Below are 21,676 nucleotides of genomic sequence, written 5' to 3'. Positions count from 1 at the left end.
TTCTCTTGACAGCGTGACCCACCTCAACATCGCCGACGTCGACTACTTTCTCCCTGATGGTCGGCAACTGCTCAGCGGTGTCAGCTTTCGGGTCGGCAACGGTGCAAAAACTGCACTGATAGGCCCCAACGGGACTGGTAAGACGACGTTGCTCCGCATTGTCGCCGGAGACGTCGTCGCCGACGAGGGCGCTGTCACTCGATCCGGAACACTGGGCGTGATGCGGCAATTCGTCGGCCAGGTTCGCGACGAGTCCACCGTGCGCGATCTTCTGTTGTCCGTCTCGCCGGCACGGATCCGGGACGCAGCACTGGCGCTCGATACGGCAGAAAACGCGATGATCGAGCGCGACGAGGAATCAACTCAAATGAAGTATTCGCATGCGCTGGCCGATTGGGCCGACGTGGGCGGCTACGAGACCGAAGACTTCTGGGACAAGGTCACTACCGCGGCTCTCGGTGTTCCCTATGACCGTGCGAAGTGGCGCGCGGCCAACTCCCTCAGTGGTGGCGAGCAGAAACGGTTGGTTCTCGAAGCACTGTTCGCTGGGCCCGACGACGCACTCCTACTGGACGAGCCGGACAACTACCTCGATGTTCCGGGCAAGCGATGGCTGGAAAAGACGATCTCGGAATCGTCGAAAGTGGTTTTGTTCGTCAGCCACGACCGCGAACTGATCGCCAACGCGGCCACCCACATCGTGACGCTCGAGCCCGGAATCAGCGGCGCAACGTCGTGGACGCACGGCGCTGGGCTGGCCAGCTACCACCAAGCCCGCGAGGATCGCAACGCTCGATTCGAAGAACTGCGCCGACGCTGGGACGAGGAGCACGCGAAATTACGTGCCCTGGTTCTGCGATTGCGTGAAAAGGCCAAGTTCAACGACGGCGTCGCTGCGCGGTATCACGCCTCGCAAACCAGGTTGGCGAAGTTCGAGGAGGCAGGGCCACCCGAAGCGATTCCACTTCAGCAGAAGGTGACGGTTCGGCTGGCGGGCGGGCGAACCGCCAAGCGCGCGTTGGTATGTCAAGATCTCGAGCTGACCGGATTGATGAAGCCTTTCGACACCGAGATCTGGTACGGAGATCGGGTTGCCGTGCTGGGCTCCAATGGATCCGGAAAGTCGCATTTCCTTCGGCTCTTGGCGGGTGGGGGGACCGATCCGGGGAGCGAGCATCTGCCCGTCGAGGCGCTCGACATCGCGCCGGTCGAGCACGGGGGTACTGCGACGCTGGGTGCCCGGGTACGTCCCGGATTGTTTGCGCAGACACACTCCAGGCCCGATCTGACCGGAAACACGCTGCTCGAGATCCTGCACATGGGCGACGAACACCGCAGCGGAATGGGACGCGAAGCGGCGAGCCGCGCGCTGGACCGTTACGGATTGTCCCAAGCTGCGGAACAGAAGTACGACGACCTGTCCGGCGGTCAGCAGGCACGATTGCAGATCCTGCTCCTCGAGCTCTCCGGCGCCACGATGTTGTTGCTCGACGAACCGACCGACAACCTCGACCTTCATTCGGCTGACGCGCTCGAGCAGGGCATTGCTCAGTTTGCCGGCACGGTCATCTCGGTAACCCACGATCGCTGGTTCGCGCGCGGGTTCGACAGGTTCCTCGTCTTCGGATCGGATGGGAACGTGTACGAGAGCGAGTCGCCGGTGTGGGACGAGGCCAGGGTCGAACGAGCGCGCTGAGATCGAGCAGCCACTCCCTACCTGGTGAGAGGCGGCAGCTCGTTGATCACCGCGCGAAGGAGGCCCGGATCGCTGCGATCCGATCGAGGCGGGGGACAGCGCGAAAGATCGAGCTGTGTCGGAAAGCGCCACACAACGCGACCTGGATCTACCCTGTTCACTGCCGAGTACCAGTGGGTGAGGGGCTCGGCGAGCGCCGCGTGAAGCTCGAAATGCCGTCGGCGGCGGCTGGGGTCTCCTTCGCGCTGAAGTAGAAGCTGCCCCGGTGACGGTATCGAGATGACGGTCAGATCCGCGAAACCCAGTTCGAGGTGCTCGAAAGCTGTCTCGAGTGCCGCGAGTTCGTACTCGAATCGCTCCCGAGGTGCTGCGCCCACCGCAGCGAGACACCAGCTGTAGTGCAGTTTCAGCGGGTCGCTGTCGCAGAGCGCGATACCGGTTCTCGCTTCGAGATCTTCCGCTTGCGACCATCGCTTCGAATTGACCGTTGTCCAGTAACTTGCCTGAAGATCGAGATCCGTGCCGTCCGGCTCGAACCCGGTGGGCTGATACTCGGCGACGAATCTCTCCGCGGCGGATTCGCCACCGAGTTGGGTTCGGCACCAGGTGGTCTTGCCGGCGGCGCTGGGTCCTTCTACTGCGATGATCATCAGTTGATCTCCATAATGATTGGGGCGGTTGGTTTTTCCCGTTGCCAGGACTCTCTTAACATCCCCAGGATCCTCGTTGGCGGTCCGACACGGCCTGTTTCGGTGCGGTGGGTCACAAAATCACCGTGACGGTTGCCACATAACGGACGGATAACGATCGGTATGGTTGAAGCTCGAATCAATTAGTTGACCTGTGGTTATTGCTCGAGTTTTGACTGAGTCTGGTACAGCAGTGCCGGAAAACTGCCCCGTGACCAATCCGTGACCATCGCCTACGGTCGTTGACAGCCCGAAACTACCGGGCAAACACCGACCCGCAACTGCGTGCTTCTGCCCCGCGGGTCCGGTACTCCCGAAACCTTCGCGGGGCAGGAGTGAAACAGACGAGTCGATCGACGAGACGTGAAAGCGTCCGGGCCGACCTCGTCCGCGGTAGCGGAGAGGATTTACCCAATGACCAGCATCACCTTCAAGCGCGCCCTCGGCGCAGTTGCAACCGCAGGCGCAGTCGTCGCGATCCCGCTCGCCATGAGCACCGGCACCGCTTCGGCAGCCGGCCACGACTGGTCCGGAGTCGCAAACTGCGAGTCCTCCGGTAACTGGGCCGCCAACACCGGAAACGGCTTCTACGGTGGTCTGCAGTTCACGCAGAGCACCTGGAACGCATTCGGTGGATCGGGCAACGCTGCCAACGCCAGCCAGGCCGAGCAGATCCGTGTCGCCGAGAACGTTCTCGCAGGCCAGGGCGTCGGCGCATGGCCCGTCTGCGGTCAGTACCTGACCACCGGCACCACCGCAGGCAACTACGAGGCCGCAGCCGCCCCCGTCACCGCTGAGGCTTCCGTCGAGTCGGCTCCGGCAGCAAGCACCGGAAGTGGCAACTACGTGGTCAAGGCAGGCGACACCCTGTCGAAGATCGCTGCTGCACACGGCATCTCGCTTGAGAACCTCGCCAGCCAGGTTCCGAACATCAACCTGATCTTCCCGGGACAGTCCCTCTCGGTCTAGTCTCGTGGCCGTTTAGGTCCTCAATGCGTCGAAATTGTCCGGAGCTGATGCAGCCCCGGACAATTTCGGCGTTTCTGCGTTCGCAATGATCGTTGCCGCTTCCGTATGGATGGGGTCAAGATCCTGGCGCCACCCAAGAATGTGCAGCGCCGACCCGGCGATGACAGCGGCGTCGGGAATCGGGGTGCCTTCGAGCGCGTCGGCTCGCGCGCTGATCACACTTTCTACCAGGCGAAACGGAAGCTCGGCCAGGTGCGTTGATGATGGATCGTCAATCGCGTCGAGCACATCCTGGGCGAGTGCCCGGTATTGCTCGCGAAGCCGATCGCGATCGGCTCGGAACGACATGAACCTGTCACTTCTCAGTTCCGGTAAGAGATAAAGGACGCCGAGGTTCCACCGTCCGGTGATCAGTTGTGCCGCGTCGATGTACGAAAGTGCGTAAAGCTTCACCTCGGGTGCGGTGTCGAGTGGCCTGAGATTCTCCGCGAAGTCGAGCGCCGGCGTCACGGTGTCGGCGAGCAGTGCAACCAGAATGTCGTCCTTGGTGGCGAAATGGTTGTACAGCGACGCCTGACGCATTCCGACTGCTTCGGCGATGTGGCGTGTGGACGTCGCGGCGAAGCCTCGGGTGGTGAACAGTTCAGCGGCTGCATCCAAGATCTCCGCCCGGGCAGTGCCACCCGGGCGTCGGCGAGCGGTCAGGCGGGGTCGTCCGGGGCCGGCGTTGGTCACGCCTTCCATAGTGGCAGGCTGCGGCCTTACGTGCGGGGATGGCCGCCGCTGTGAGCATTCGGTCACGTGCTCGAAACGTACTCAACGAGCCTGTTACAGAATCAGGCGAATCGTATACGCGGGCGTCACCTGCGGCGAGTGGATTTCGCGAAAACTATCAATCGACAGTTATTCGCCTCTGAATCGCTTCGCCGAAGGAGTACGCCGTTGAGTGCAACCACCCCGGCTGCGCAGCCCACCACCGCATCCGCACTCGCCTCTTCGCCTCACGACGACGGTGACCTCGCGGAGTTCGGCTACGAGCAGCAGCTGCATCGATCGCTGGGAAAGTTCGCGTCTTTCGCCGCGGGCTTCTCCTTCGTCTCCATCCTCACCACGATCTTCCAATTGTTCGGCCTCGGTTTCGGTTTCGCGGGTCCGGCATTCTTCTGGACGTGGCCGGTCGTCTTCATCGGTCAGTTCATGGTCGCTCTCAACTTCGCGGAACTTGCTGCCAGATATCCGATTTCGGGTGCCATCTACCAGTGGTCGCGGCGGATGGGTGGTGAGATCGTCGGCTGGTTCGCCGGTTGGTTCATGATTCTCGCTCAGATCGTTACTGCATCGGCCGCCGCGATCGCCTTGCAGGTCGTGCTCCCCAATGTGTGGAGCGGGTTCCAGATCATCGGCGAGGACAGCGCACTCACCTCATCGAGTGGTGCCGCCAACGCCGTGCTGCTCGGATCGGTACTTCTGGTTCTGACCACCTTTATCAACTGCATCGGCGTCAACTGGATGTCGCGTATCAACAACATCGGCGTGACCTGCGAAATCGTCGGTGTCATCGCAGTGATTGGGATGTTCTTCACCCACGCTCAGCGCGGACCGGACGTCGTCTTCGACACCGGCAGTGCCGGCGGTCAGCCCGGATACGCCTGGGCGTGGATCATGTCCGGACTGATGGCTGCTTACGTCATGGTCGGCTTCGGTTCGGCAGGCGAACTGGCCGAGGAGACCCGCAACCCCCGACGCGTCGCACCTCGTACGATCCGGCTTGCACTGTCCGCTTCCGCGCTCGGCGGCGGCTTGATGATCCTCGGCGCGTTGATGGCAGCGCCCTCACTCACCGACGGACGCCTGGCCACGGAAGGTTTGCCGTACGTACTGACATCGATTCTCAGTTCCCCGTGGGGCACGGTCTTGTTGATCGACGTCTCGATCGCAGTGTTCGTGTGCACCTTGGCCATTCAGACTGCTGCTTCACGGCTGATGTTCTCGATGGCCCGCGACGGGCGGCTTCCTGCCTCGCAGGTACTGGCAAAGGTCAACCCCCGCACCGGAACACCTATCGCGCCGTCCGTCCTCATCGGTCTGGTCTGCATTGCCGTCCTGGCCGTCAACGTGGGCAACTCGGCAATTTTTGCAACCCTGTCCAGCGTATGCATCATCTTGATCTACTTGGCCTACCTCATGGTGACCGTGCCGCTGCTGGTTCAGCGTCTCAAGGGATGGCCTCGCACGGCAGTCGGCCCCAAGTTCGACGCCGAAGGCAAAAAGCTTTTCTCCCTGGGCGTCTGGGGAATTCCGGTCAACATCGCCGCGGTTGTGTACGGCGCGCTGATGGTGATCAACCTGTCCTGGCCACGAGCCGAGATCTTCAACCCCACCGGGGAGTACCCCATTCTGCAGTGGGCCGCGCCCATCACGGTAGCGCTGGTCGTGGGGCTGGGAGTCGCTTGCTTCCCACGTGGCCGCGCCACCCCGAATCCCGTCACGATCGGAGCCTGACCATGAGTACTCAGACCACCGCCGGAGCGCGCGAGCATGCCCGGTCTCAAGCTGGAACGATCACCGATTCCATGCCCGTATTGCCGGCAACGCGTTGGCCGAACCCACCCGAAGACGTCGCTCCCGAACGTCTGACCTGGGCTGAGACCGTGCCGGGTGGGCGGTACACGACCAAGGTTCTCGCACGTGGAACCCGATTGCGACTTCGCGACATCGCTGGCAGCGCCTGCGCAAACATCTTGCTCTATCGCGCCGACGCCCCCTGGGAGCGTCTCAACGTCGCCGATACCGTCAAGGTGCCATGGCAGGCCTATCTCGGCGTCGGGCACCCGTTGCTCTCCGATCAGGGGCGAGTACTTGCGACCGTGGTCGCAGACACGTCGGGTCACCACGACGCGTTCTGCGGAACGACGTCACGCGCCACCAACGAGGCGAAGTACGGGCAGGGTTCGCTGCACAGTGCCTCACCGGCCGGTCGTGAACTGTTCACCGTCGCTGCCGCGAAGAACGGACTCGGGCCGCAGGACATAGCGCCGCCGTTGTCCTTCTTCCATGGTGTCCGCGTCGAGGCGGACGGCGCTCTCACCAGTACGGGGTCCGCCGGCTCAGGCGCAACGGTCGACCTTCTGATTCACCTGCCCGTCATCGTGATGATCGCCAACACCGCGCACCCACTCGATCCGGCGCCGCAGTTTCCCACCACGTCCCTCGAAGTGCTCGCGTGGAAGGCCGCCGACGAACTCGGCAGCCTTGACGATCTCGGGCCGGAATACCAACGCGCAGTGCTCAATACCGAAGATGCCTGGACGGCTTCGAACCTGGAGGAGACCGCATGACCACCACCTTGGATGTCCCCGCCCTCCTTCCCGGAACGGTGATCCTCGACGAGATCGCGGACGCATTCGGGCCGTGGTCCGCAGTTGTCCGCGCCGGTGACGTCCTGACCATCGTCGATTTACACGGAAATCAAGCCGTCGACACCCTCGTCTACGCCGGTGACGATCACAGCGTTCGGTATTCGGCAGCAGCGACGGTCACAGCTCAGAAGAACCTGTTTCTGTCCACAGGCTCCGTGCTCCGCAGTGACGACGGAACTCCACTCATGACCCTGGTCGCAGACGAGGTCGGAAACCACGACACCGTCGGCGGCGCGTGCTCACAGGAATCGAACACCCTGCGATACGGCCACCACACCAAGCATCAGCACGCGTGCGTCGAGAACTTCCTCGTCGAGGGCGCAAAATGGGGGCTCGGTAAGCGGGACCTGGTGTCCAACATCAACTTCTTCATGAACGTCCCGGTCGACCCCGACGGCACACTCGGAATCGTCGACGGACTGTCGGCACCAGGCAAGCGGCTCGCGTTGCGTGCCGAACGTGACGTGCTCGTCCTCGTGTCCAACTGCCCGCAGATCAACAACCCGTGCAACGGCTTCGATCCCACGGCCGTCCGCATGATCGTCACACGGCCGGGAGCAGACGAATGAACGCAAAACTGACCATCGTGCGTCCCGGAATGCTGACGACGGTTCAGGACTATCCAGGACGCGTCGGATACTGGCAGATCGGAGTCCCACCATCGGGCCCGATGGACGACCTGTCGTTTCGGTTGGGAAACACCGCACTCGGAAACCCCGAAGGCGCCCCCGGCATCGAATGCGCGATGGCCGGACCTGCCATGACGTTCGACGAAGACACCACGGTCTGCATCACAGGTGCCCCGGTGTCGGTGACCGTCGACGGCGTCGTACACGGTCAGTGGCGACCAGTTTTCGTCCCCGCTGGATCGGTGCTCGACGTCGGAACGGTCAGCGGCCCGGGACTGCGCATCTACGTACTCGTACAGGGCGGAATCGAGACCGACGACTATCTCGGCAGTGCGTCGACCTTCACCCTGGGCAGGTTCGGGGGACACGAAGGTAGGACTCTGCGGGCAGGAGACGTTCTCAAACTCGGACAGGCGACCGGGGTCGCGGGAGCTGTTCCCGCCGAGCATGTTCCGGCGATACACACGTGCTGGGAACTTGCGGTGACCGAGGGCCCGCACGGGGCGCCGGAGTTCTTCACCCGCTCCGACATCGACACGCTGTACGCGACCGAGTACGAGGTCCACTTCAACTCCGACCGCACCGGTGTCCGGTTGATAGGTCCGAAACCTGACTGGGCCAGAACCACCGGCGGCGAAGCGGGACTTCACCCTTCGAACATCCACGACAACGCGTATTCGATCGGTGCACTCGACTTCACCGGCGACACGCCCATCCTCCTCGGACCCGACGGACCGAGCCTCGGCGGCTTCGTCTGCCCGATCACGGTGGTGTCCGCTGATCGCTGGAAGCTCGGACAGTTGGCTCCAGGGAACAAGATTCGCTTCGTGCCGGTCCGCGCCGAACGGGCAGCCTCCCGGCGTGACCTCGGAGTATCGCGTCGAGCCTCCAATTCGGTTGTTCATTCCTCCGGTGGTGACGGCGACGACGGCGTCATAGCCCGCCGTGACGGCGACACCGCGGTCACGTACCGGCGCTCAGGCGACGACAACGTTTTGGTCGAATACGGCGACATGAATCTCGACCTGGCGTTACGTGCGCGTGCTCATGCACTGCATCAGCGACTCGAAGCCGAGAAGCCGGCCGGACTACTCGATCTCACCCCGGGAATCCGCAGCCTGCAGGTCCGCGTCGACCCGGACGTGCTGCCCGTCGGCAAGCTGATGGGAATGCTCGCCGAGGCGGAGGACACCTTGCCGGCGGCCAACGAACTCGTTGTGCCCAGTCGCACTGTGCGGATGCCACTGTCGTGGGACGACCCGGCAACGCGCGAAGCGATCCAGCGGTACATGCACGGGGTTCGCGCCGACGCGCCGTGGTGCCCGTGGAACATCGAGTTCATCCGCCGGATGAACGGTCTCGAATCCGTGAACGACGTGTTCGACACCGTCTTCGGCGCCGAATACATGGTGCTCGGACTCGGTGACGTCTACCTCGGAGCGCCGGTCGCGACGCCGCTCGATCCGCGTCATCGTCTGGTCACGACCAAGTACAACCCCGCCCGCACCTGGACCCCCGAAAACGCCGTCGGGATCGGTGGGGCGTACCTCTGCATCTACGGCATGGAAGGCCCAGGCGGGTACCAGTTCGTCGGACGTACGACGCAGGTGTGGAATCACCGCCACCCCGCGAAGTCCGGGCCGTTCGAGGAGGGCACTCCGTGGTTGCTGCGATTCTTCGACCGGATCTCCTGGTACCCCGTCGAGCCGGAAGAGTTGATGGATCTGCGCGCGGACACCGCCGCCGGCCGCGGCGGGGGCGTCGAGATCGAGGACGGCAGCTTCTCGCTGGCCGAGCATCAGGAGTTCCTCGCGTCGAACTCGCGCTCGATCGAGGAGTTCCGCGCGATGCAGTCCGTCGCGTTCGGGGCCGAGCGTCAGCGTTGGTCCGACGCAGGAGAGTTCGCGCTGCCCGGCTGATGGTCGAGTGAGCACAGTCGTCTTAGAGTGAGCACCGCTTCGAGTGTGGCGGAAGCGGTGCTCACTCAGCAGTAACGGTGTTCAGTCCGCCTGGAACGGTTGCAGATGTCTGCGTCAGCGAGTCAGCGCGCGATTGAACAGATCGATGAACGGGCGAGGCGACGGGGTTCCGGTGGGCCGGAAAGGCGCAGAATCCCTCGACGCGGATACCCACTCGGTTCTGCTCACCCGCGACAAGTCGAGCTGATACCGGGTGTCGGCGGCGAGTCGGTGCAGGAAGAGGGTTCCGGTTCGCCCGTTTCCTTCCCGAAACGGGTGGGCATGATTGAGCGTCGAGTACACCAATGCGAGCGCGAACGACGCAGCGCCGTGATCGAGCGCTACCCAATCGACGGCGGCGATGATCTCTTCCGCCTCGGACAGGTAGTTCCGAATCGCCGAGACCGGAGCAAACGTTGCCGCACCTTTCCTGATGTCGACGGTTCTGATGTGGCCGGCCCACTGGTACAGATCTTGGAAAACGTGCTGGTGAAGTAGGAGAAGTTCGGCTGTGTCTCGCGTGTGCGGTACGAGGTCGCTGCCGAGATGCGCCTCACCCAGGCGAAGCGCGGTCGCCGCGAACTCGAGTGATTGCAGTGCGGCGGGATCTCGTACGTCGAAATTGTTCTCGAGAACCGATGTACCGCGATAGACGTACGGCGCTGATCGTCGCCAGCGGATCCGCGGGGGAATCGCAGACGAGAGGCCGACGGCTCGCGCCAATTCCTGCTCGAAATACTCACGCCGAGAAAGCATCCCGATCATCACGGCCTCGAGTTCCGCGATCTGTTCATCGCTCGGATCCCAGCCTTCGAGGCGCTCCGCCGCCAGAACCTGTTCGAGCGCAGTGCGATTCACGGATCGATGTCGGGTAGCGCCGACGCGGACGCGGCATATTCGAGTCGTCGTTGCACGCCCGCGACCTCGCGCACTGCATTGCTCAGCAAGCTCCTCGAGAGCGGAGTGAGTTCGGAGATCACGACTTCGTCGGTCGGTGGCCGACCTGCCGCGAACTGATCGGTCTGGTGGCGGACACGAATCTGCTGCAACACCTCGAAAGATTCGATCAGTACCTGGGCGTCGTCGTCGAGTAGGAAACCGCTTCCCGCTGCAGCCTTGAGGCGTTCGAGTGTCGAACTCGTGCGGGCGCCCACGGAAATCCCCGCCCAACGAGCGATGTTCACGATCGGTTGGACGGCGCTGGCTTTGAGGTCGACGGTTCCGGTCCGACGCGTCATCACGTCCTTGAACGAATGGAGCTTTGCCTTGTCTCCGACGGCTTCGCGAAGGAGCAGTCGCATGACGGCCGGGTGCAGTCGCAGTTGATCCAACGCCGCAGGGCGAGGATCCAACGCCGGATCGCCTGCGACGACACGGGCGTCCGCCAGCATCGACAACATGACCAGGGCTTGGTCCTGATACGGGTTGGACACCCATTTCCGCAGCGCAGTGCGCCATTGTGGGAGTGTCCGAGCAAACCTGGCCTGGGTCGCGACGGCGTTCTTGGTGTCGCGAGGGAACCCGCAGAGATCGAGGATGTCGTGGATGGTCTTCGCGGCGTCGGCTCCCTCGTGATGAGATTCGCCGCCCCACACCAGCGCACTGTCGATATCCGAAGAGGGGAGCGCTTCACGTCTGGCGACGCTGCCGAGCGACAGCCACGCGAAATCCGGTCGCTCGTCTCCGCCGACCACCAATTCGATGGCTCGCCTGACCGTCACGTCGATCAGCACGGCCAGCGTCGCGCCGATGTCGAGCGGAGAGACCCGTGACGCCACCAATTCCGTCACCAGAACAGGGACCGCGCGGGCTGTTTCGACGAGGTGGGCGTCATCCTGTGCTGTGGCGAGCGCTGCGCGCAGTTCGAAACCCTGATTGGTGGCCGAAGTCAGGAGGTCGCTGAGTTCGAGCACGCCCATCAGTGCGCCTGCCTCGGTCACGACCGGGAGATGGCGCAATCCGTACTCGAGCATGTCGGTCACGGCGTCGGCGCCCAATCGATCCGGATCGACTGTCACTGCTGACGGCGTCATCACCGTTGATACCGGCTGATTGCTGTCGATACCACCGACTACCACACGAGCACGTAGGTCACCTTCGGTGAAGATTCCGAAACCGGTTGTCTCCGTCGGGATCACAACGGCGCGGCGGCCCGCATCGGTCATCAACTTCGCGGCCTCGCGGATGGTTGCCCGGCCATCGCAGACAATTGCGGGCCCGCGCAACAGGTCTCGCACCCGGCGCATGGCGGGACTCTGCATGCCTTGCCCCGTCGAGTGCCCCGTCATGGGGTCATTGTCGCAGGTGTGTCCGGTTCAGGCAGCGGAGGGTGAGATGTCAGAGACCACCGAGTCGCGAGAGTACGTCGAGAGCGGAATCTGTAGTACGCCAGAGCGCGTCGATCTCCTGTTCTGCGCCGGGACGTGTCTGCGGATTCTGGAGGGCGAACCCGTTGGCCAGCGTGATGGTGTTGTATCCGCTGTCGGCGGCGCGGAGCAACAGTTCCGAGGGCTGCGAGTTTCCGGCCAATCGGTCGAGTCCTTCGCCGACGAAGTAGAACCGCCAGAGGGGCCCGAGATCGGCGTCGTACTCGGCCTTGGTGAGCGTCACGATCGAACCACCTTTGACGGCAATCGAATCGACGATCTTGTAGAAATCGGGGACATCCTCTGCTGTGGTTCCGGACGTGGCGACGGCGTGAGCGAGGTCGACGGTGAGATGCGCGTTGTAGCCGGCCATGGCGACTCGTGCCGGACTGGCGTCGCACTGACGCGTCAGGGTGAAGTAGTTGTTCCACGCCGGATCTGTGGGAGTGCCGGTGAACTCCGCATGGACGTTCACCAGGTACCTTCGCAGCAATTCGTAGCTGACCGAATGGGCCCACTCGTCATCGTCGAAGGCCGCGGGGTCTCGCTGCAGCGGCATCACCGCCTCGTGCTCGACAGCGTCGAGGCCGACGGAGAACAGGCCTCGCCAATCGTGGTGGGAGACGAGGATCGACGTGATCTCACGATGACGTTCGACAGCGGTCTCGAGGCGAGGTAGTCCGCCACCGTTCAGCGTCGAGACGTCGCTGAGTTCGGCAATCCTATCGACCTCGGCATTGCTCAGCGGGCTGCCGCAAGCCGTCGAAAGACTCTCGCCCGGTTCTGCGAGTGCAGAGCCGGGCGAGAGGAAAGTGACGGTGATGCCGAGCGCGAGCGTCAACGGATACAGCCGCATCGGTTTCATCGGCTCAGACTAGGCGCCCACTGTCACAAACGTCCGGATTGGCGATCAGCTGAGGACCGCGTCGGCCTCGATCTCGATGAGCAGAGCGGGGTCGATCAGCGAGCTGACCTCCAGGATGGTCGTGGCGGGACGAATCTCGCCGAACACTTCACCGTGCGCGAGAGCGGCCTGCTCCCACTGCGTCATGTCGCGCAGGTACATGCGAGTGCGGATGACGTCGTCGAGCGAGGCGCCGGCCTCGGCCAGTGCCGCCTTGATCGTTTCGAGTGCTGCGCGGGTCTGATCTGTGAGGGTCTCACCAGGAGCGGTGGTGCCGGAGACTGCGATCTGGTTACCGATGCGCACGGCACGGGAGTAACCGATCTTGGGTTCCCATTCGGAACCGGACGAAATATTGATTCTGTTCGACATGCACCGAATTCTGCCAACAACTTCCCGGCCGTGGTGAGGCACGGTCGGGTATTCGCTCCATCTTGACATACCTTAGAACAAGTGTTCGACTTGGGGCCATGAGGTGGTCGGGTCAGGCATTGGATGCAGATGACGGAGCGCTACCCGGACTCGAACGGGCCGGGTTGGTTCGCTCCGTGCAGACTCCCGAGTTCGAGGGAATCACGTTTCACGAGGTGCTCTGCAAGAGCGCGCTCAACAAGATGCCCGAAGAGTCGACGTTGCCGTTCAGCTTCACCGTCAACGCTTTTCGTGGTTGCTCGCACGCATGCCGATATTGTTTCGCGAGACCGAGTCACGAGTATCTCGACCTCGACGCCGGCGCGGATTTCGATTCCCAAGTGGTCGTGAAGACGAACATTGCCGCGGTGCTCCGCAAAGAGTTGGCGCGAAAGTCCTGGAAACGGGAGGCGGTGGCACTGGGTACCAACACCGATCCCTATCAGCGAGCCGAGGGCCGATACCGCTTGATGCCCGGCATTATTCGCGCGTTGACCGAATCCGGAACTCCCTTCTCGATCCTGACGAAGGGAACTCTGCTCCGACGGGACCTGCCGCTGTTGAAAATGGCGGCAGCGCAGGTCGACGTCGGAATCGGTGTGTCGTTGGCGATCAACGACGCTGCACTTCAGAAGCAGATCGAGCCTGGTACCCCGTCGCCGCGGGCGCGTCTCGAGATGATCCGCGCCATCACCGACGCGGGATTCTCGTGCAATGTCATGGTGGCGCCGGTCATTCCGTTCCTCACCGACTCCACCAGTCATCTCGACGGGCTGTTCGAGGCACTGTCCGAAGCCGGTGCGACGAGTGTGACGGTCTTCCCGATGCACCTGCGGGGGAGTACTCGGGGTTGGTTCATGAATTGGCTTGCTCAGGAACATCCGGCGCTCATCCGTCGCTACCGCGAGCTGTACGGGCGGGGCGCGAATGTCACTCCCGAATACAAGCGTTGGCTCGCAAGCCGTGTCGAGCCACTGGTCGAGCGCCATGGGTTGGGTGGTCGTTCGGAGCATCGAGACGTCAGTGCAGCTGGCAGTGAGCCGCGTGAGGCGCCCCGGGAACTGGTGGGTGCGGGAGCAGCTCTCACTTTGTTCTGACGGCCGCGGGCGCGTAAATCGGAGGCGCCCCGGACGTTTGCCGGGCTACATTCGCCTGGTGCTACTCACACTGACGTCCACCCCGACCCCGCAGACTCCTGATGCGACCGCGTTGAGCTACCTGCTGCACAAACATCCCGACCGCGTGCAAAGCTTCGACTTGGCGATCGGCGCCGCCACGGTTCTGTACCCTGAGGCCTCGGCCGAAAAGACCACGGTGGCAGTGATTGTGGACGTCGACCCCATCGAACTTGTGCAGAGTAGGTATCGACGCGGCAAGAGTGGCGACAACTTTTCGCTGGGTGAGTATGTCAACGATCGGCCGTATGCGGCGTCGTCCATACTCTCGGTTGCTCTGTCGAAGCTGTTTCGCACCGCGTTGACGGGAACGTGCAAGTCGCACCCGGAACTCGTCGGAACCGAACTCGCGTTGACCGTCTCGATTCCGGTGGTTCCGTGCGGCGGCGATGCGGAATTGCCTCGTCGGTTGTTCGAGCCGCTGGGCTGGGATGTGACCGCGATACCGGTGCAGCTTGATCCGCACCTGCCGACGTGGGGAAACTCCGACTTCGTGTCGTTGACGCTCACCGGGGAACACACGGTGCAGAGTGCCCTTCGGCACCTCTACGTGCTGTTGCCGGTCCTCGACGACGTGAAGCACTACTGGGTGGGACCCGACGAGGCAGACAAGTTGATCCGCGTCGCTGGAGAGTGGTTGGCGTCGCATCCGGATTCCGCGCTGATCATGTCCCGCTACCTGGCGCGTCGACGCGACCTGGTCGAATCGGTGGTCGATCGACTGATTCCCGACCAAGCAGAGGCGCAGATCGAACTACCGCGACCGGATCCGCCGCTGGCACGGCTTCGCGTCGACGCAGTTTTGGCGACGCTTCAGCGACTGCACGTCAGAACGATTGTCGACATCGGTTGCGGCGAAGGCAAACTGATCGAGGTGCTGATGCCGCACGCTCAATTCGACAAACTTGTCGGCGTCGATGTGAGCGCGCGCGAACTGACACGGGCGCAACGCAGACTGAAGTTCACCGAAATGTCCGACGCCCAACGTGAACGTGTGTCTTTGATGCAGTCGTCCGCGACGTACCGCGACGCACGCTTGAAAGGCTTCGACGCAGCCGTGCTGATGGAGGTGGTCGAGCACGTCGACACGGCGCGCCTGCCGGCGCTGGTCAGATCGGTCTTCGAGGACGCAGCACCGCAGTATGTGCTGCTGACTACTCCGAATGCCGACTACAACGTGCTGTATCCGGCATTGGCCGCGGGAGAGTTCAGGCACCCCGATCACAGGTTCGAGTTCTCCCGAACCCAATTCCGCGACTGGGCAACCGAAACGGCCCGAGTCCACGGCTATTGCGTGGAGTTCGAATTTGTCGGAGCAATTGATCCGGTCCTTGGCGGGCCGACACAGATGGCAATCTTCACGAAGGAGGCACGAACGTCATGACGGTGTACGAGATTCCAGATCTCGCCCTGGTAGTACTCATCGGCGTCAGTGGCTCGGGAAAGTCGACCTTCGCGGCGCGTCACTTCGGTGAGTTCGAAACTCTCTCGAGTGACACATTCAGAGGGTGGATCAGTGATGATCCGAACTCACAGGAGTCGACGTCCGATGCTTTCGAAGTGCTGGAGTTCGTCGCGGCCAAGCGTTTGCGACGCGGACGCCTCACGTTGGTCGACGCGACCAACGTCCAGCCCGCCGCGCGCAAGCGACTCGTTGCGTTGGCTCGCGAGCACGACATACTGCCGGTGGCAGTCGTGCTCGATATTCCGGAATCGGTCTGTTCTGCGCGCAACGACGCACGCTCTGATCGGACGTTCGGACGCGACGTCATTCGCCGCCAGCACCAACAGCTGACTCGCTCGCTTCGCGGGTTGGGCAAGGAAGGTTTCCGTTCGGTTCACATACTCAGAGGTGAGGACGCGGTTTCCGAAGCCACATTCTTGCGCCACCCGCTCCGCAGCGATCTGCGTGTCGAGCGTGGTCCGTTCGACGTCATCGGTGACATCCACGGATGTCGAAGCGAGCTCGAGACGCTCCTCGTGAAACTCGGCTACACCATCGACTTCGGGACGGATGGCAGAGCTGTCGATGCGGTGCCGCCGGTCGGGCGAACTGCCGTCTTCCTCGGTGACTACGTGGATCGAGGTCCGGATTCGGTCGGTGTGCTGCGTCTGGTCATGGGGATGGTCGCGGCGGGACACGCGATAGCGGTTCCGGGTAACCACGAGAACAAACTCGTCAAGGCGCTGCGCGGCAAGAAGGTCACGCCGAGTCACGGACTCGCCGAGACCCTCGAGCAGATGGCCACCGAGTCGGCGGAGTTCCGCGAAAGCGTCGTCGACTTCTGTGACGGCCTCGTCGCGCACCTCGTCCTGGACGACGGCAAACTCGTTGTCGCGCACGCCGGTCTCAAGGAGGACTACCACAACAGGGCATCCGGTCGAGTCCGGAGCTTTGCGCTCTACGGTGAAACTACCGGTGAGACGGACGAATTCGGCTTACCCGTTCGATACCCGTGGGCGCAGGACTACCGAGGATCAGCGATGGTCCTCTACGGTCACACGCCGGTGCACGAGGTGGAATGGATCAACAACACCGCGTGCCTCGACACCGGGTGCGTCTTCGGTGGATCCCTCACCGCCCTTCGATACCCGGAACGAGAGATCGTGTCGGTTCCGGCGGAGCAGGTTTGGTACGAGCCGGTGGTACCGCTGGCACCGCCGACTCGTGATCCGGATGTGCTCGATCTCGCCGACGTCCTCGAAACGACCGGCGTCGACACCGAACTGCGCGGTCGAGTGTCCGTTCGCACCGACAACGCTGCCGGCGCCTTGGAAGTGATGAGCCGATTCGCGGTCGCGCCGCAATGGCTGCGATACCTACCGCCGACCATGGCGCCCTGCGCGAGCGCCCAATCCGATGACTATCTGGAACACCCGTCGACCGCGTTCGACGCATACCGGGCCGGCGGAATCGGAACAGTGATCTGCGAAGAGAAGCACATGGGTTCGCGGGCAGTGGTGCTCGTGTGCCGTGATCGATCGGCTGCTCAGTCCCGCTTCGACGCACCGGATGCGCTCACCGGGATGGTGCACACCCGCACCGGCCGCCAGTTCTTCGACGACGACCTGACTCAGCAGTTGATCGACGACATCGCCGCCGCAGTCACCTCCGCTGGGTTGTGGGAAGAGCTGGGCACCGACTGGCTGCTCCTCGACTGCGAACTGTTGCCGTGGAACGTCAAAGCGGAAGGTCTGCTGCGCTCGCAGTACGCGTCGGTCGCGGCGGCCGGGCGATCAGACCTCACAGCTCGCGAGGCCGTGTTGGCGCGGGCCGGGTCGCGGGGCCTGGACGTGGCGGAGATGTTCGAACAGACAACTGTTCGGGCCGCCAGTATCGAGCGCTTCGGCGAGGCGTACCGACGGTACGTGTGGCCGACGAACGGACTGGACGGCGTCACCATCGCGCCGTTCCAGATTCTGGCGGCCGAGGGCCAGTCGTACGGGGAACGGGATCACGAATGGCACCTCGGTATTTCGGACCGCCTGACCGCGGCCGACCCGAGTCGATTTACCACTACACGTCGCCTGGTGGTCGATCTCGGTTCCGAGGACTCGGTGTTCGAAGCGACGAAGTGGTGGGAGTCGCTCACCGGCGACGGTGGTGAGGGGATGGTCGTCAAACCGCTGGCGAATCAGATTCACGGACCGCGGGGGTACAACGCGAAGGTTCAGCCGGGGATCAAGGTCCGCGGCCGGGAGTACCTGCGATTGATCTACGGTGCCGACTACCTCGAACCGTCGACGCTTGCGAGGTTGCGTAACCGCAACCTCGGACACAAGCAGTCGATGGCGCTGCGCGAGTACGCGCTCAGCATGGAGGCGGTATCCAGGCTCGTCGACCGTGAACCTTTGTGGCGAGCGCACCAGGCCGTGTTCGCGGTGCTGGCTCTCGAATCGGAGCCGGTCGACCCGCGGTTGTGACGGCCGGTGCGCGGGCTCGGATTGATACCGTCGGGTATGGGTGTGATTGCTCGCTTGGACGGTTTCAATCGACGCCATCCGTGGAGTCACAACGATCACTACGGCCGGTGGGTTCTACGTAATCTGCGCGGGGTCAGGTCCGGTCGCGCTCTCGACGTGGGGAGCGGGACCGGCAATCTGATCGACCTCTTGCGTCGGCGGTTCGACGTGGTGGTCGGTGTGGAACCCGACCTGACAACCTCGGCCGCCGTGCGCGCAAGGTTTGTCGACGACGGGAACGTGATCATCGACGCGCAGCGGATCGAGGACTTTGCATCCGAGGCGAAGTACGACGCGATCACAGTCGTCGCAGCGTTGCATCATCTTCCACTCGAAGAATCGATGAAGCAGCTGAGTAGCCTGCTCGAACCGGGCGGGCGGCTCGTCGTGGTCGGGTGTTATCGATCGACCACAGCCACCGACGCACTCCTGTCGGTGTTGGCGACCGTGTGCAATCCCGTCGTCGGCGTCGTCAAGCATCGACGGGTTGCCTCCGAGCCACTGAAGGCGATGACAGCTCCCACCGCGGAACCGGGTGAGTCGATGGCTGACGTCCGGCGCGCGGCCGCGTTGTGTCTGCCAGGTAGCCGGATCAGGAGACGACTGTTCTGGCGATACACCCTGATCTACGACGAGAGTCCGGCCGGCGCGTCGGTGGGGGAGTGAGTAGACCGTTCCGGTTCCTGGGGAAACGCGCGTCGGCCGAACCCGACTATCGCCAACGAAGCGATCATCAGAGCGACCCCGATGCCCGCCAGATGTGAGAGCCCGCCACTGTCGACGACGGCCGCACCGAGCAGAGCGCCCGTTGCAATCGCGATCTGGAACACGACAACGTAGATGGCCGAGGCACGGTCGGTCCCGATAGGGACGGCGCGCAGAACCGAGGACTGGAGGCAGATCGGAACGGTGGTGAACGCCGCACCCCACAAGATCGTGGCGACGACAGCGAACGCTCCCATCGACGGCGCCAAGAGCCAGAAGATGGCCAGCGCGCCTGCCACCGTCGCGATCGAGATGAGCGTGAAGAGGCGCGGTCGGCGGTCGTAGTACTTGCCGGCGACCCACACTCCGACGGCGCCGGCGGCGCCGTAGACCAGAAGCATCGCGGTACGGATGCCACCGGACGAGCCGAGGCTTTCCTCCACCAGAAGTGTGAAGAACGTGTACGAAGCGAATTGCCCCAGGGCGGCAAACAGCGTTGCCGCGCAGATGACGGCGAGTGCCCGTTTCATCGCCGGTGTCGGCTTCGGTTTGTCTCGCTTGCTCCGATGGTGTTGATCGACCGGCATTTCGGGCAACGCACGATGCAGTGAGAAAGCAATGACCACTGCCACCACACCGATTGCCGCCGACGCGGTCCGCCAACCCCAGGACTGGCCGATCGCCGAAGACAGTGGCCCTCCGAGAACAAAAGCGAGAGACGTTCCGGCATACACCATCGCGATGGCCTTGCCCTGTTGTCCGCGCGGAACGAGGGTGGCTGCGACCGGTGCAACGACAGCCCAGAACACTCCGTGCGTCGCAGCGCAGAGCAATCGTCCGATCACCAGCATCGGATAGTTGACGGCCAATGCTGCGACCAGTTGCGACACCGCGAGGGTGGCCACCGTCAGAACGACGACGCGTCGTCGCGGCCAGGTTTTGACCGCTCCGATCAGCGGAAGCGTCAAGACCGCGACACCGTATGCGTAGAAGGTCAGCAGTAGGCCGACACGCCCTTCGGTGACGTCGAGGTCCGTCGAGATTTCGCTGAGCAGTCCGACGGGGAGCATTTCGGCCGTCACGTAGGCGAAGGCTGCTCCGGCCAGTGTCATCAGCCGTAGCGTGGTTGCCTTCGGCAGTCGAGCACTCATGTTGTGTAACGATACATGTATCGATACACACCTGCGCAATGGATATTTTTCACTCGCTATGCTGATGCTCATGGCCATACGTGCGCAGCGTTCGAGTCGTCCGACGATGGCCGACGTCGCCAAGGCCGCAGGCGTGTCGGTGATGTCGGTGTCGTACTCCTTCGCGCAGCCCGAGCGCGTGTCTGAATCAACGCGGGCCAAGGTGTTCGCCGCCGCCGAAGAGCTCGAGTACGCGGGCCCGAACCGGGCGGCGCAGTCCTTGCGGAGCGGGAAATTCAACAACATCGCGGTCGTCTTCAGCGAGAAGCTGACGTACGCCTTCGAAGACGCAGTAGCTCGGCGATTCCTCTCGGGAGTCGCCGAAGCGTGCCTGGATGCAAACGCCGGGCTGATGATGCTGCCGAACTCGGGGAAAGCCGGAGACGTCGACAGAGTTCGCGACGCGGCAGTAGACGGTTTTGTCGTCTGGACCACCGTCTTCGACGATCCCATCCTCGACGCGATTGTCGGCACCGGAAAACCCGCATGCATCCAGGGTGGTCCGTTGCACGAGGGTGTGGATCTCGTCGGGATGGACGATGTTGCCGGCGCCGTTGCGATCGGGGCAGTCGGGTTGTCGGGGGCGCAGCGGCCCGCGGTGATCAGCCTTCCGTGGGATCGTGAGCGTCGGTCCGAGATTCGGATGGACGTGGATCCAGGTGAAGCGTTCTTTCCGGTGTCCCGCCATCGGCTCGAGGGCTACGAGCGCGCCGTCCGCGACGCGGGCCTCGATTGGCCCTCGGTGCGGGTAGGGGTCGTCACTGTCAACGAGCGGAGCGAGGGTGCGCGGATGGCTCGGTCCCTGCTCGACGTTCCCGAGAGCCGAAGGCCCGATGTCATCTTGGCGATGAGTGACGAACTGGCTCTGGGGGTTCTGGACGCGATCCGTGAACTCGGCCTCGCGCTGCCCGACGATGTCGCAGTCGTCGGATGGGACGACACAACAGCCGCATCGGACGCCGGCCTGACGACGGTTCGCCAGTCCCTGTTCGATCAAGGGCGCAATGCAGCTCGCGTGGTTCTCGGGCTGGACGATGCGGTCGAGCCGGTCGAATGGTCGGTGCGTCGGCGAACCTCGACGCGATGATCACCCCGGTCATCGTCGACGGTCTGCGTTTTCGGTGGTTTGTTCCTCCAGAATTGGGGGAGACCGTCCGGTGGGGACTCTCCTGGAATGCCGACAACCCGCGCCGGTGGGCGGTTGCCGAAGTCGCGGGTGCATTGCACCTACTTGCCGGAACTCCTCGTGACGACCCAAACGCGCGTCAGGCGTGGATAGACTTCGGCGCAGATGCCGCCACGACCGGAGTAGTTCGGCGCCTGCGGCTCATGTCGATCGAGTCCGACATGCTGCCCGACCCGAAGTTTCCGCACGGCCCGAACTGGGGTTGGGCTACGAGGCAATTCGTGCCGGGCTCCGAGCGCTTCTACGAGTTGGCGCGTGCACCTCGTGCGTTGCGCTCGTATCAGCTGACCGATCGTGAATACGGGCCGCGGCGCGAGGACTTCCTCCTGGTCGACCTCGAGACGGCTGCTTGATCGTTGGGACCTGACACCGTTTTCATTCAGTGGACACAGACTCCAGCTGACCGGAACCAGTGT

19 protein-coding genes are annotated in these 21,676 nt (G+C 63.3%); 12 read left to right on the top strand and 7 right to left on the bottom strand.

The genetic code is table 11. The annotated features are described in order from the left end of the window. Positions 1-13 precede the first annotated feature (13 nt). Positions 14-1,696: an ATP-binding cassette domain-containing protein gene (locus RhoBH5_RS01620; RefSeq protein ID WP_003944811.1), complete on the top strand. Its 1,683-nt coding sequence runs from the start codon at positions 14-16 to the stop codon at positions 1,694-1,696. Positions 1,697-1,713: 17 nt separating this feature from the next. Here the strand turns inward: RhoBH5_RS01620 and RhoBH5_RS01615 are convergent, their stop codons facing one another. After that, positions 1,714-2,346, bottom strand: a complete 633-nt coding sequence (locus RhoBH5_RS01615; RefSeq protein WP_221742129.1) for a hypothetical protein — start codon at positions 2,344-2,346, stop codon at positions 1,714-1,716. A 453-nt stretch (positions 2,347-2,799) separates the two neighbouring features. Here RhoBH5_RS01615 and RhoBH5_RS01610 point away from each other — a divergent pair, with 453 nt between their 5' ends. After that, positions 2,800-3,354: a LysM peptidoglycan-binding domain-containing protein gene (locus RhoBH5_RS01610; protein ID WP_003944949.1), complete on the top strand. Its 555-nt coding sequence runs from the start codon at positions 2,800-2,802 to the stop codon at positions 3,352-3,354. Positions 3,355-3,366: 12 nt separating this feature from the next. Here RhoBH5_RS01610 and RhoBH5_RS01605 read toward each other — a convergent pair whose 3' ends face one another. After that, the gene (locus tag RhoBH5_RS01605) at positions 3,367-4,098 is read right to left on the bottom strand and encodes a TetR/AcrR family transcriptional regulator (protein WP_054188193.1); all 732 of its coding nucleotides are present in this window, start codon (positions 4,096-4,098) and stop codon (positions 3,367-3,369) included. A gap of 198 nt (positions 4,099-4,296) precedes the next feature. Between RhoBH5_RS01605 and RhoBH5_RS01600 the strand changes: the two genes are divergently transcribed. From RhoBH5_RS01600 to RhoBH5_RS01585, 4 genes are read left to right on the top strand one after another with little or no spacing between them, the layout of a single operon-like run. Continuing rightward, on the top strand, positions 4,297-5,856 hold the full coding sequence (locus tag RhoBH5_RS01600) for an amino acid permease (protein WP_042448709.1): 1,560 nt from the start codon (positions 4,297-4,299) through the stop codon (positions 5,854-5,856). A gap of 2 nt (positions 5,857-5,858) precedes the next feature. Next, positions 5,859-6,692, top strand: a complete 834-nt coding sequence (locus tag RhoBH5_RS01595; protein WP_193595324.1) for an urea amidolyase associated protein UAAP1 — start codon at positions 5,859-5,861, stop codon at positions 6,690-6,692. Further along, entirely contained in the window at positions 6,689-7,342 is a 654-nt protein-coding gene (locus RhoBH5_RS01590) for an urea amidolyase associated protein UAAP2 (RefSeq protein ID WP_054188195.1), read from the top strand. The genes RhoBH5_RS01595 and RhoBH5_RS01590 overlap by 4 nt, the downstream gene beginning before the upstream one ends. Then, positions 7,339-9,321: a 5-oxoprolinase/urea amidolyase family protein gene (locus RhoBH5_RS01585; RefSeq protein ID WP_270007890.1), complete on the top strand. Its 1,983-nt coding sequence runs from the start codon at positions 7,339-7,341 to the stop codon at positions 9,319-9,321. The genes RhoBH5_RS01590 and RhoBH5_RS01585 overlap by 4 nt, the downstream gene beginning before the upstream one ends. Before the next feature lie 114 nt (positions 9,322-9,435). Here the strand turns inward: RhoBH5_RS01585 and RhoBH5_RS01580 are convergent, their stop codons facing one another. From RhoBH5_RS01580 to RhoBH5_RS01565, 4 genes are read right to left on the bottom strand one after another with little or no spacing between them, the layout of a single operon-like run. Then, on the bottom strand, positions 9,436-10,218 hold the full coding sequence (locus RhoBH5_RS01580) for a Fic/DOC family protein (RefSeq protein ID WP_270007889.1): 783 nt from the start codon (positions 10,216-10,218) through the stop codon (positions 9,436-9,438). Continuing rightward, a complete protein-coding gene (locus RhoBH5_RS01575) occupies positions 10,215-11,648 on the bottom strand; it encodes a putative nucleotidyltransferase substrate binding domain-containing protein (protein WP_228232711.1) in 1,434 nt (477 codons plus the stop codon). The genes RhoBH5_RS01580 and RhoBH5_RS01575 overlap by 4 nt, the downstream gene beginning before the upstream one ends. 49 nt (positions 11,649-11,697) lie before the next feature. Then, positions 11,698-12,582 carry a DUF5995 family protein gene (locus RhoBH5_RS01570; protein WP_333482234.1) on the bottom strand — a complete coding sequence of 295 codons (885 nt, stop codon included), beginning with the start codon at positions 12,580-12,582 and terminating at the stop codon, positions 11,698-11,700. A 54-nt stretch (positions 12,583-12,636) separates the two neighbouring features. Beyond that, entirely contained in the window at positions 12,637-13,002 is a 366-nt protein-coding gene (locus tag RhoBH5_RS01565; RefSeq protein WP_019748335.1) for a RidA family protein, read from the bottom strand. A 98-nt stretch (positions 13,003-13,100) separates the two neighbouring features. On the opposite strand from RhoBH5_RS01565, the gene RhoBH5_RS01560 reads away from it, so the two are divergent. The 4 genes from RhoBH5_RS01560 to RhoBH5_RS01545 are packed head-to-tail and all read left to right on the top strand — an operon-like array spanning position 13,101 to position 18,845. Beyond that, positions 13,101-14,138 carry an Rv2578c family radical SAM protein gene (locus RhoBH5_RS01560; protein ID WP_270007887.1) on the top strand — a complete coding sequence of 346 codons (1,038 nt, stop codon included), beginning with the start codon at positions 13,101-13,103 and terminating at the stop codon, positions 14,136-14,138. A 37-nt stretch (positions 14,139-14,175) separates the two neighbouring features. Next, positions 14,176-15,600, top strand: coding sequence for a 3' terminal RNA ribose 2'-O-methyltransferase Hen1 (locus RhoBH5_RS01555; RefSeq protein ID WP_270007886.1), 1,425 nt, complete (start codon positions 14,176-14,178; stop codon positions 15,598-15,600). Then, a complete protein-coding gene (locus RhoBH5_RS01550; protein WP_270007885.1) occupies positions 15,597-18,140 on the top strand; it encodes a polynucleotide kinase-phosphatase in 2,544 nt (847 codons plus the stop codon). Before RhoBH5_RS01555 ends, RhoBH5_RS01550 begins: the two co-directional genes overlap by 4 nt. A 36-nt stretch (positions 18,141-18,176) precedes the next feature. Then, entirely contained in the window at positions 18,177-18,845 is a 669-nt protein-coding gene (locus RhoBH5_RS01545) for a class I SAM-dependent methyltransferase (RefSeq protein WP_042449164.1), read from the top strand. Here RhoBH5_RS01545 and RhoBH5_RS01540 read toward each other — a convergent pair. After that, positions 18,806-20,035: an MFS transporter gene (locus tag RhoBH5_RS01540; protein WP_039972887.1), complete on the bottom strand. Its 1,230-nt coding sequence runs from the start codon at positions 20,033-20,035 to the stop codon at positions 18,806-18,808. The genes RhoBH5_RS01545 and RhoBH5_RS01540 overlap by 40 nt on opposite strands. Positions 20,036-20,105: 70 nt before the next feature. Here RhoBH5_RS01540 and RhoBH5_RS01535 point away from each other — a divergent pair, with 70 nt between their 5' ends. After that, the gene (locus tag RhoBH5_RS01535) at positions 20,106-21,161 is read left to right on the top strand and encodes a LacI family DNA-binding transcriptional regulator (RefSeq protein WP_270007884.1); all 1,056 of its coding nucleotides are present in this window, start codon (positions 20,106-20,108) and stop codon (positions 21,159-21,161) included. After that, positions 21,158-21,613 (top strand): hypothetical protein, encoded by a 456-nt coding sequence (locus RhoBH5_RS01530; RefSeq protein WP_270007883.1) that lies wholly within the window; start codon positions 21,158-21,160, stop codon positions 21,611-21,613. Before RhoBH5_RS01535 ends, RhoBH5_RS01530 begins: the two co-directional genes overlap by 4 nt. Positions 21,614-21,676 lie beyond the last annotated feature (63 nt).

This window comes from Rhodococcus sp. BH5, from assembly GCF_027583855.1.
GTDB lineage: Bacteria > Actinomycetota > Actinomycetes > Mycobacteriales > Mycobacteriaceae > Rhodococcus_F > Rhodococcus_F qingshengii.
This window is presented reverse-complemented; position numbering and strand designations above follow the sequence as displayed.

What these genes read in the sequence shown, in the direction of transcription:
- RhoBH5_RS01540 (WP_039972887.1), bottom strand. Translation starts at nt 20,035, where the DNA reads ATGAGTGCTCGACTGCCGAAGGCAACCACGCTACGGCTGATGACACTG.
- RhoBH5_RS01610 (WP_003944949.1), top strand. Translation starts at nt 2,800, where the DNA reads ATGACCAGCATCACCTTCAAGCGCGCCCTCGGCGCAGTTGCAACCGCA.
- RhoBH5_RS01550 (WP_270007885.1), top strand. Translation starts at nt 15,597, where the DNA reads ATGACGGTGTACGAGATTCCAGATCTCGCCCTGGTAGTACTCATCGGC.
- RhoBH5_RS01585 (WP_270007890.1), top strand. Translation starts at nt 7,339, where the DNA reads ATGAACGCAAAACTGACCATCGTGCGTCCCGGAATGCTGACGACGGTT.
- RhoBH5_RS01615 (WP_221742129.1), bottom strand. Translation starts at nt 2,346, where the DNA reads ATGATCATCGCAGTAGAAGGACCCAGCGCCGCCGGCAAGACCACCTGG.
- RhoBH5_RS01530 (WP_270007883.1), top strand. Translation starts at nt 21,158, where the DNA reads ATGATCACCCCGGTCATCGTCGACGGTCTGCGTTTTCGGTGGTTTGTT.
- RhoBH5_RS01560 (WP_270007887.1), top strand. Translation starts at nt 13,101, where the DNA reads ATGAGGTGGTCGGGTCAGGCATTGGATGCAGATGACGGAGCGCTACCC.
- RhoBH5_RS01535 (WP_270007884.1), top strand. Translation starts at nt 20,106, where the DNA reads ATGGCCATACGTGCGCAGCGTTCGAGTCGTCCGACGATGGCCGACGTC.
- RhoBH5_RS01595 (WP_193595324.1), top strand. Translation starts at nt 5,859, where the DNA reads ATGAGTACTCAGACCACCGCCGGAGCGCGCGAGCATGCCCGGTCTCAA.
- RhoBH5_RS01575 (WP_228232711.1), bottom strand. Translation starts at nt 11,648, where the DNA reads ATGACGGGGCACTCGACGGGGCAAGGCATGCAGAGTCCCGCCATGCGC.
- RhoBH5_RS01545 (WP_042449164.1), top strand. Translation starts at nt 18,177, where the DNA reads ATGGGTGTGATTGCTCGCTTGGACGGTTTCAATCGACGCCATCCGTGG.
- RhoBH5_RS01565 (WP_019748335.1), bottom strand. Translation starts at nt 13,002, where the DNA reads ATGTCGAACAGAATCAATATTTCGTCCGGTTCCGAATGGGAACCCAAG.
- RhoBH5_RS01570 (WP_333482234.1), bottom strand. Translation starts at nt 12,582, where the DNA reads ATGCGGCTGTATCCGTTGACGCTCGCGCTCGGCATCACCGTCACTTTC.
- RhoBH5_RS01590 (WP_054188195.1), top strand. Translation starts at nt 6,689, where the DNA reads ATGACCACCACCTTGGATGTCCCCGCCCTCCTTCCCGGAACGGTGATC.
- RhoBH5_RS01605 (WP_054188193.1), bottom strand. Translation starts at nt 4,098, where the DNA reads ATGGAAGGCGTGACCAACGCCGGCCCCGGACGACCCCGCCTGACCGCT.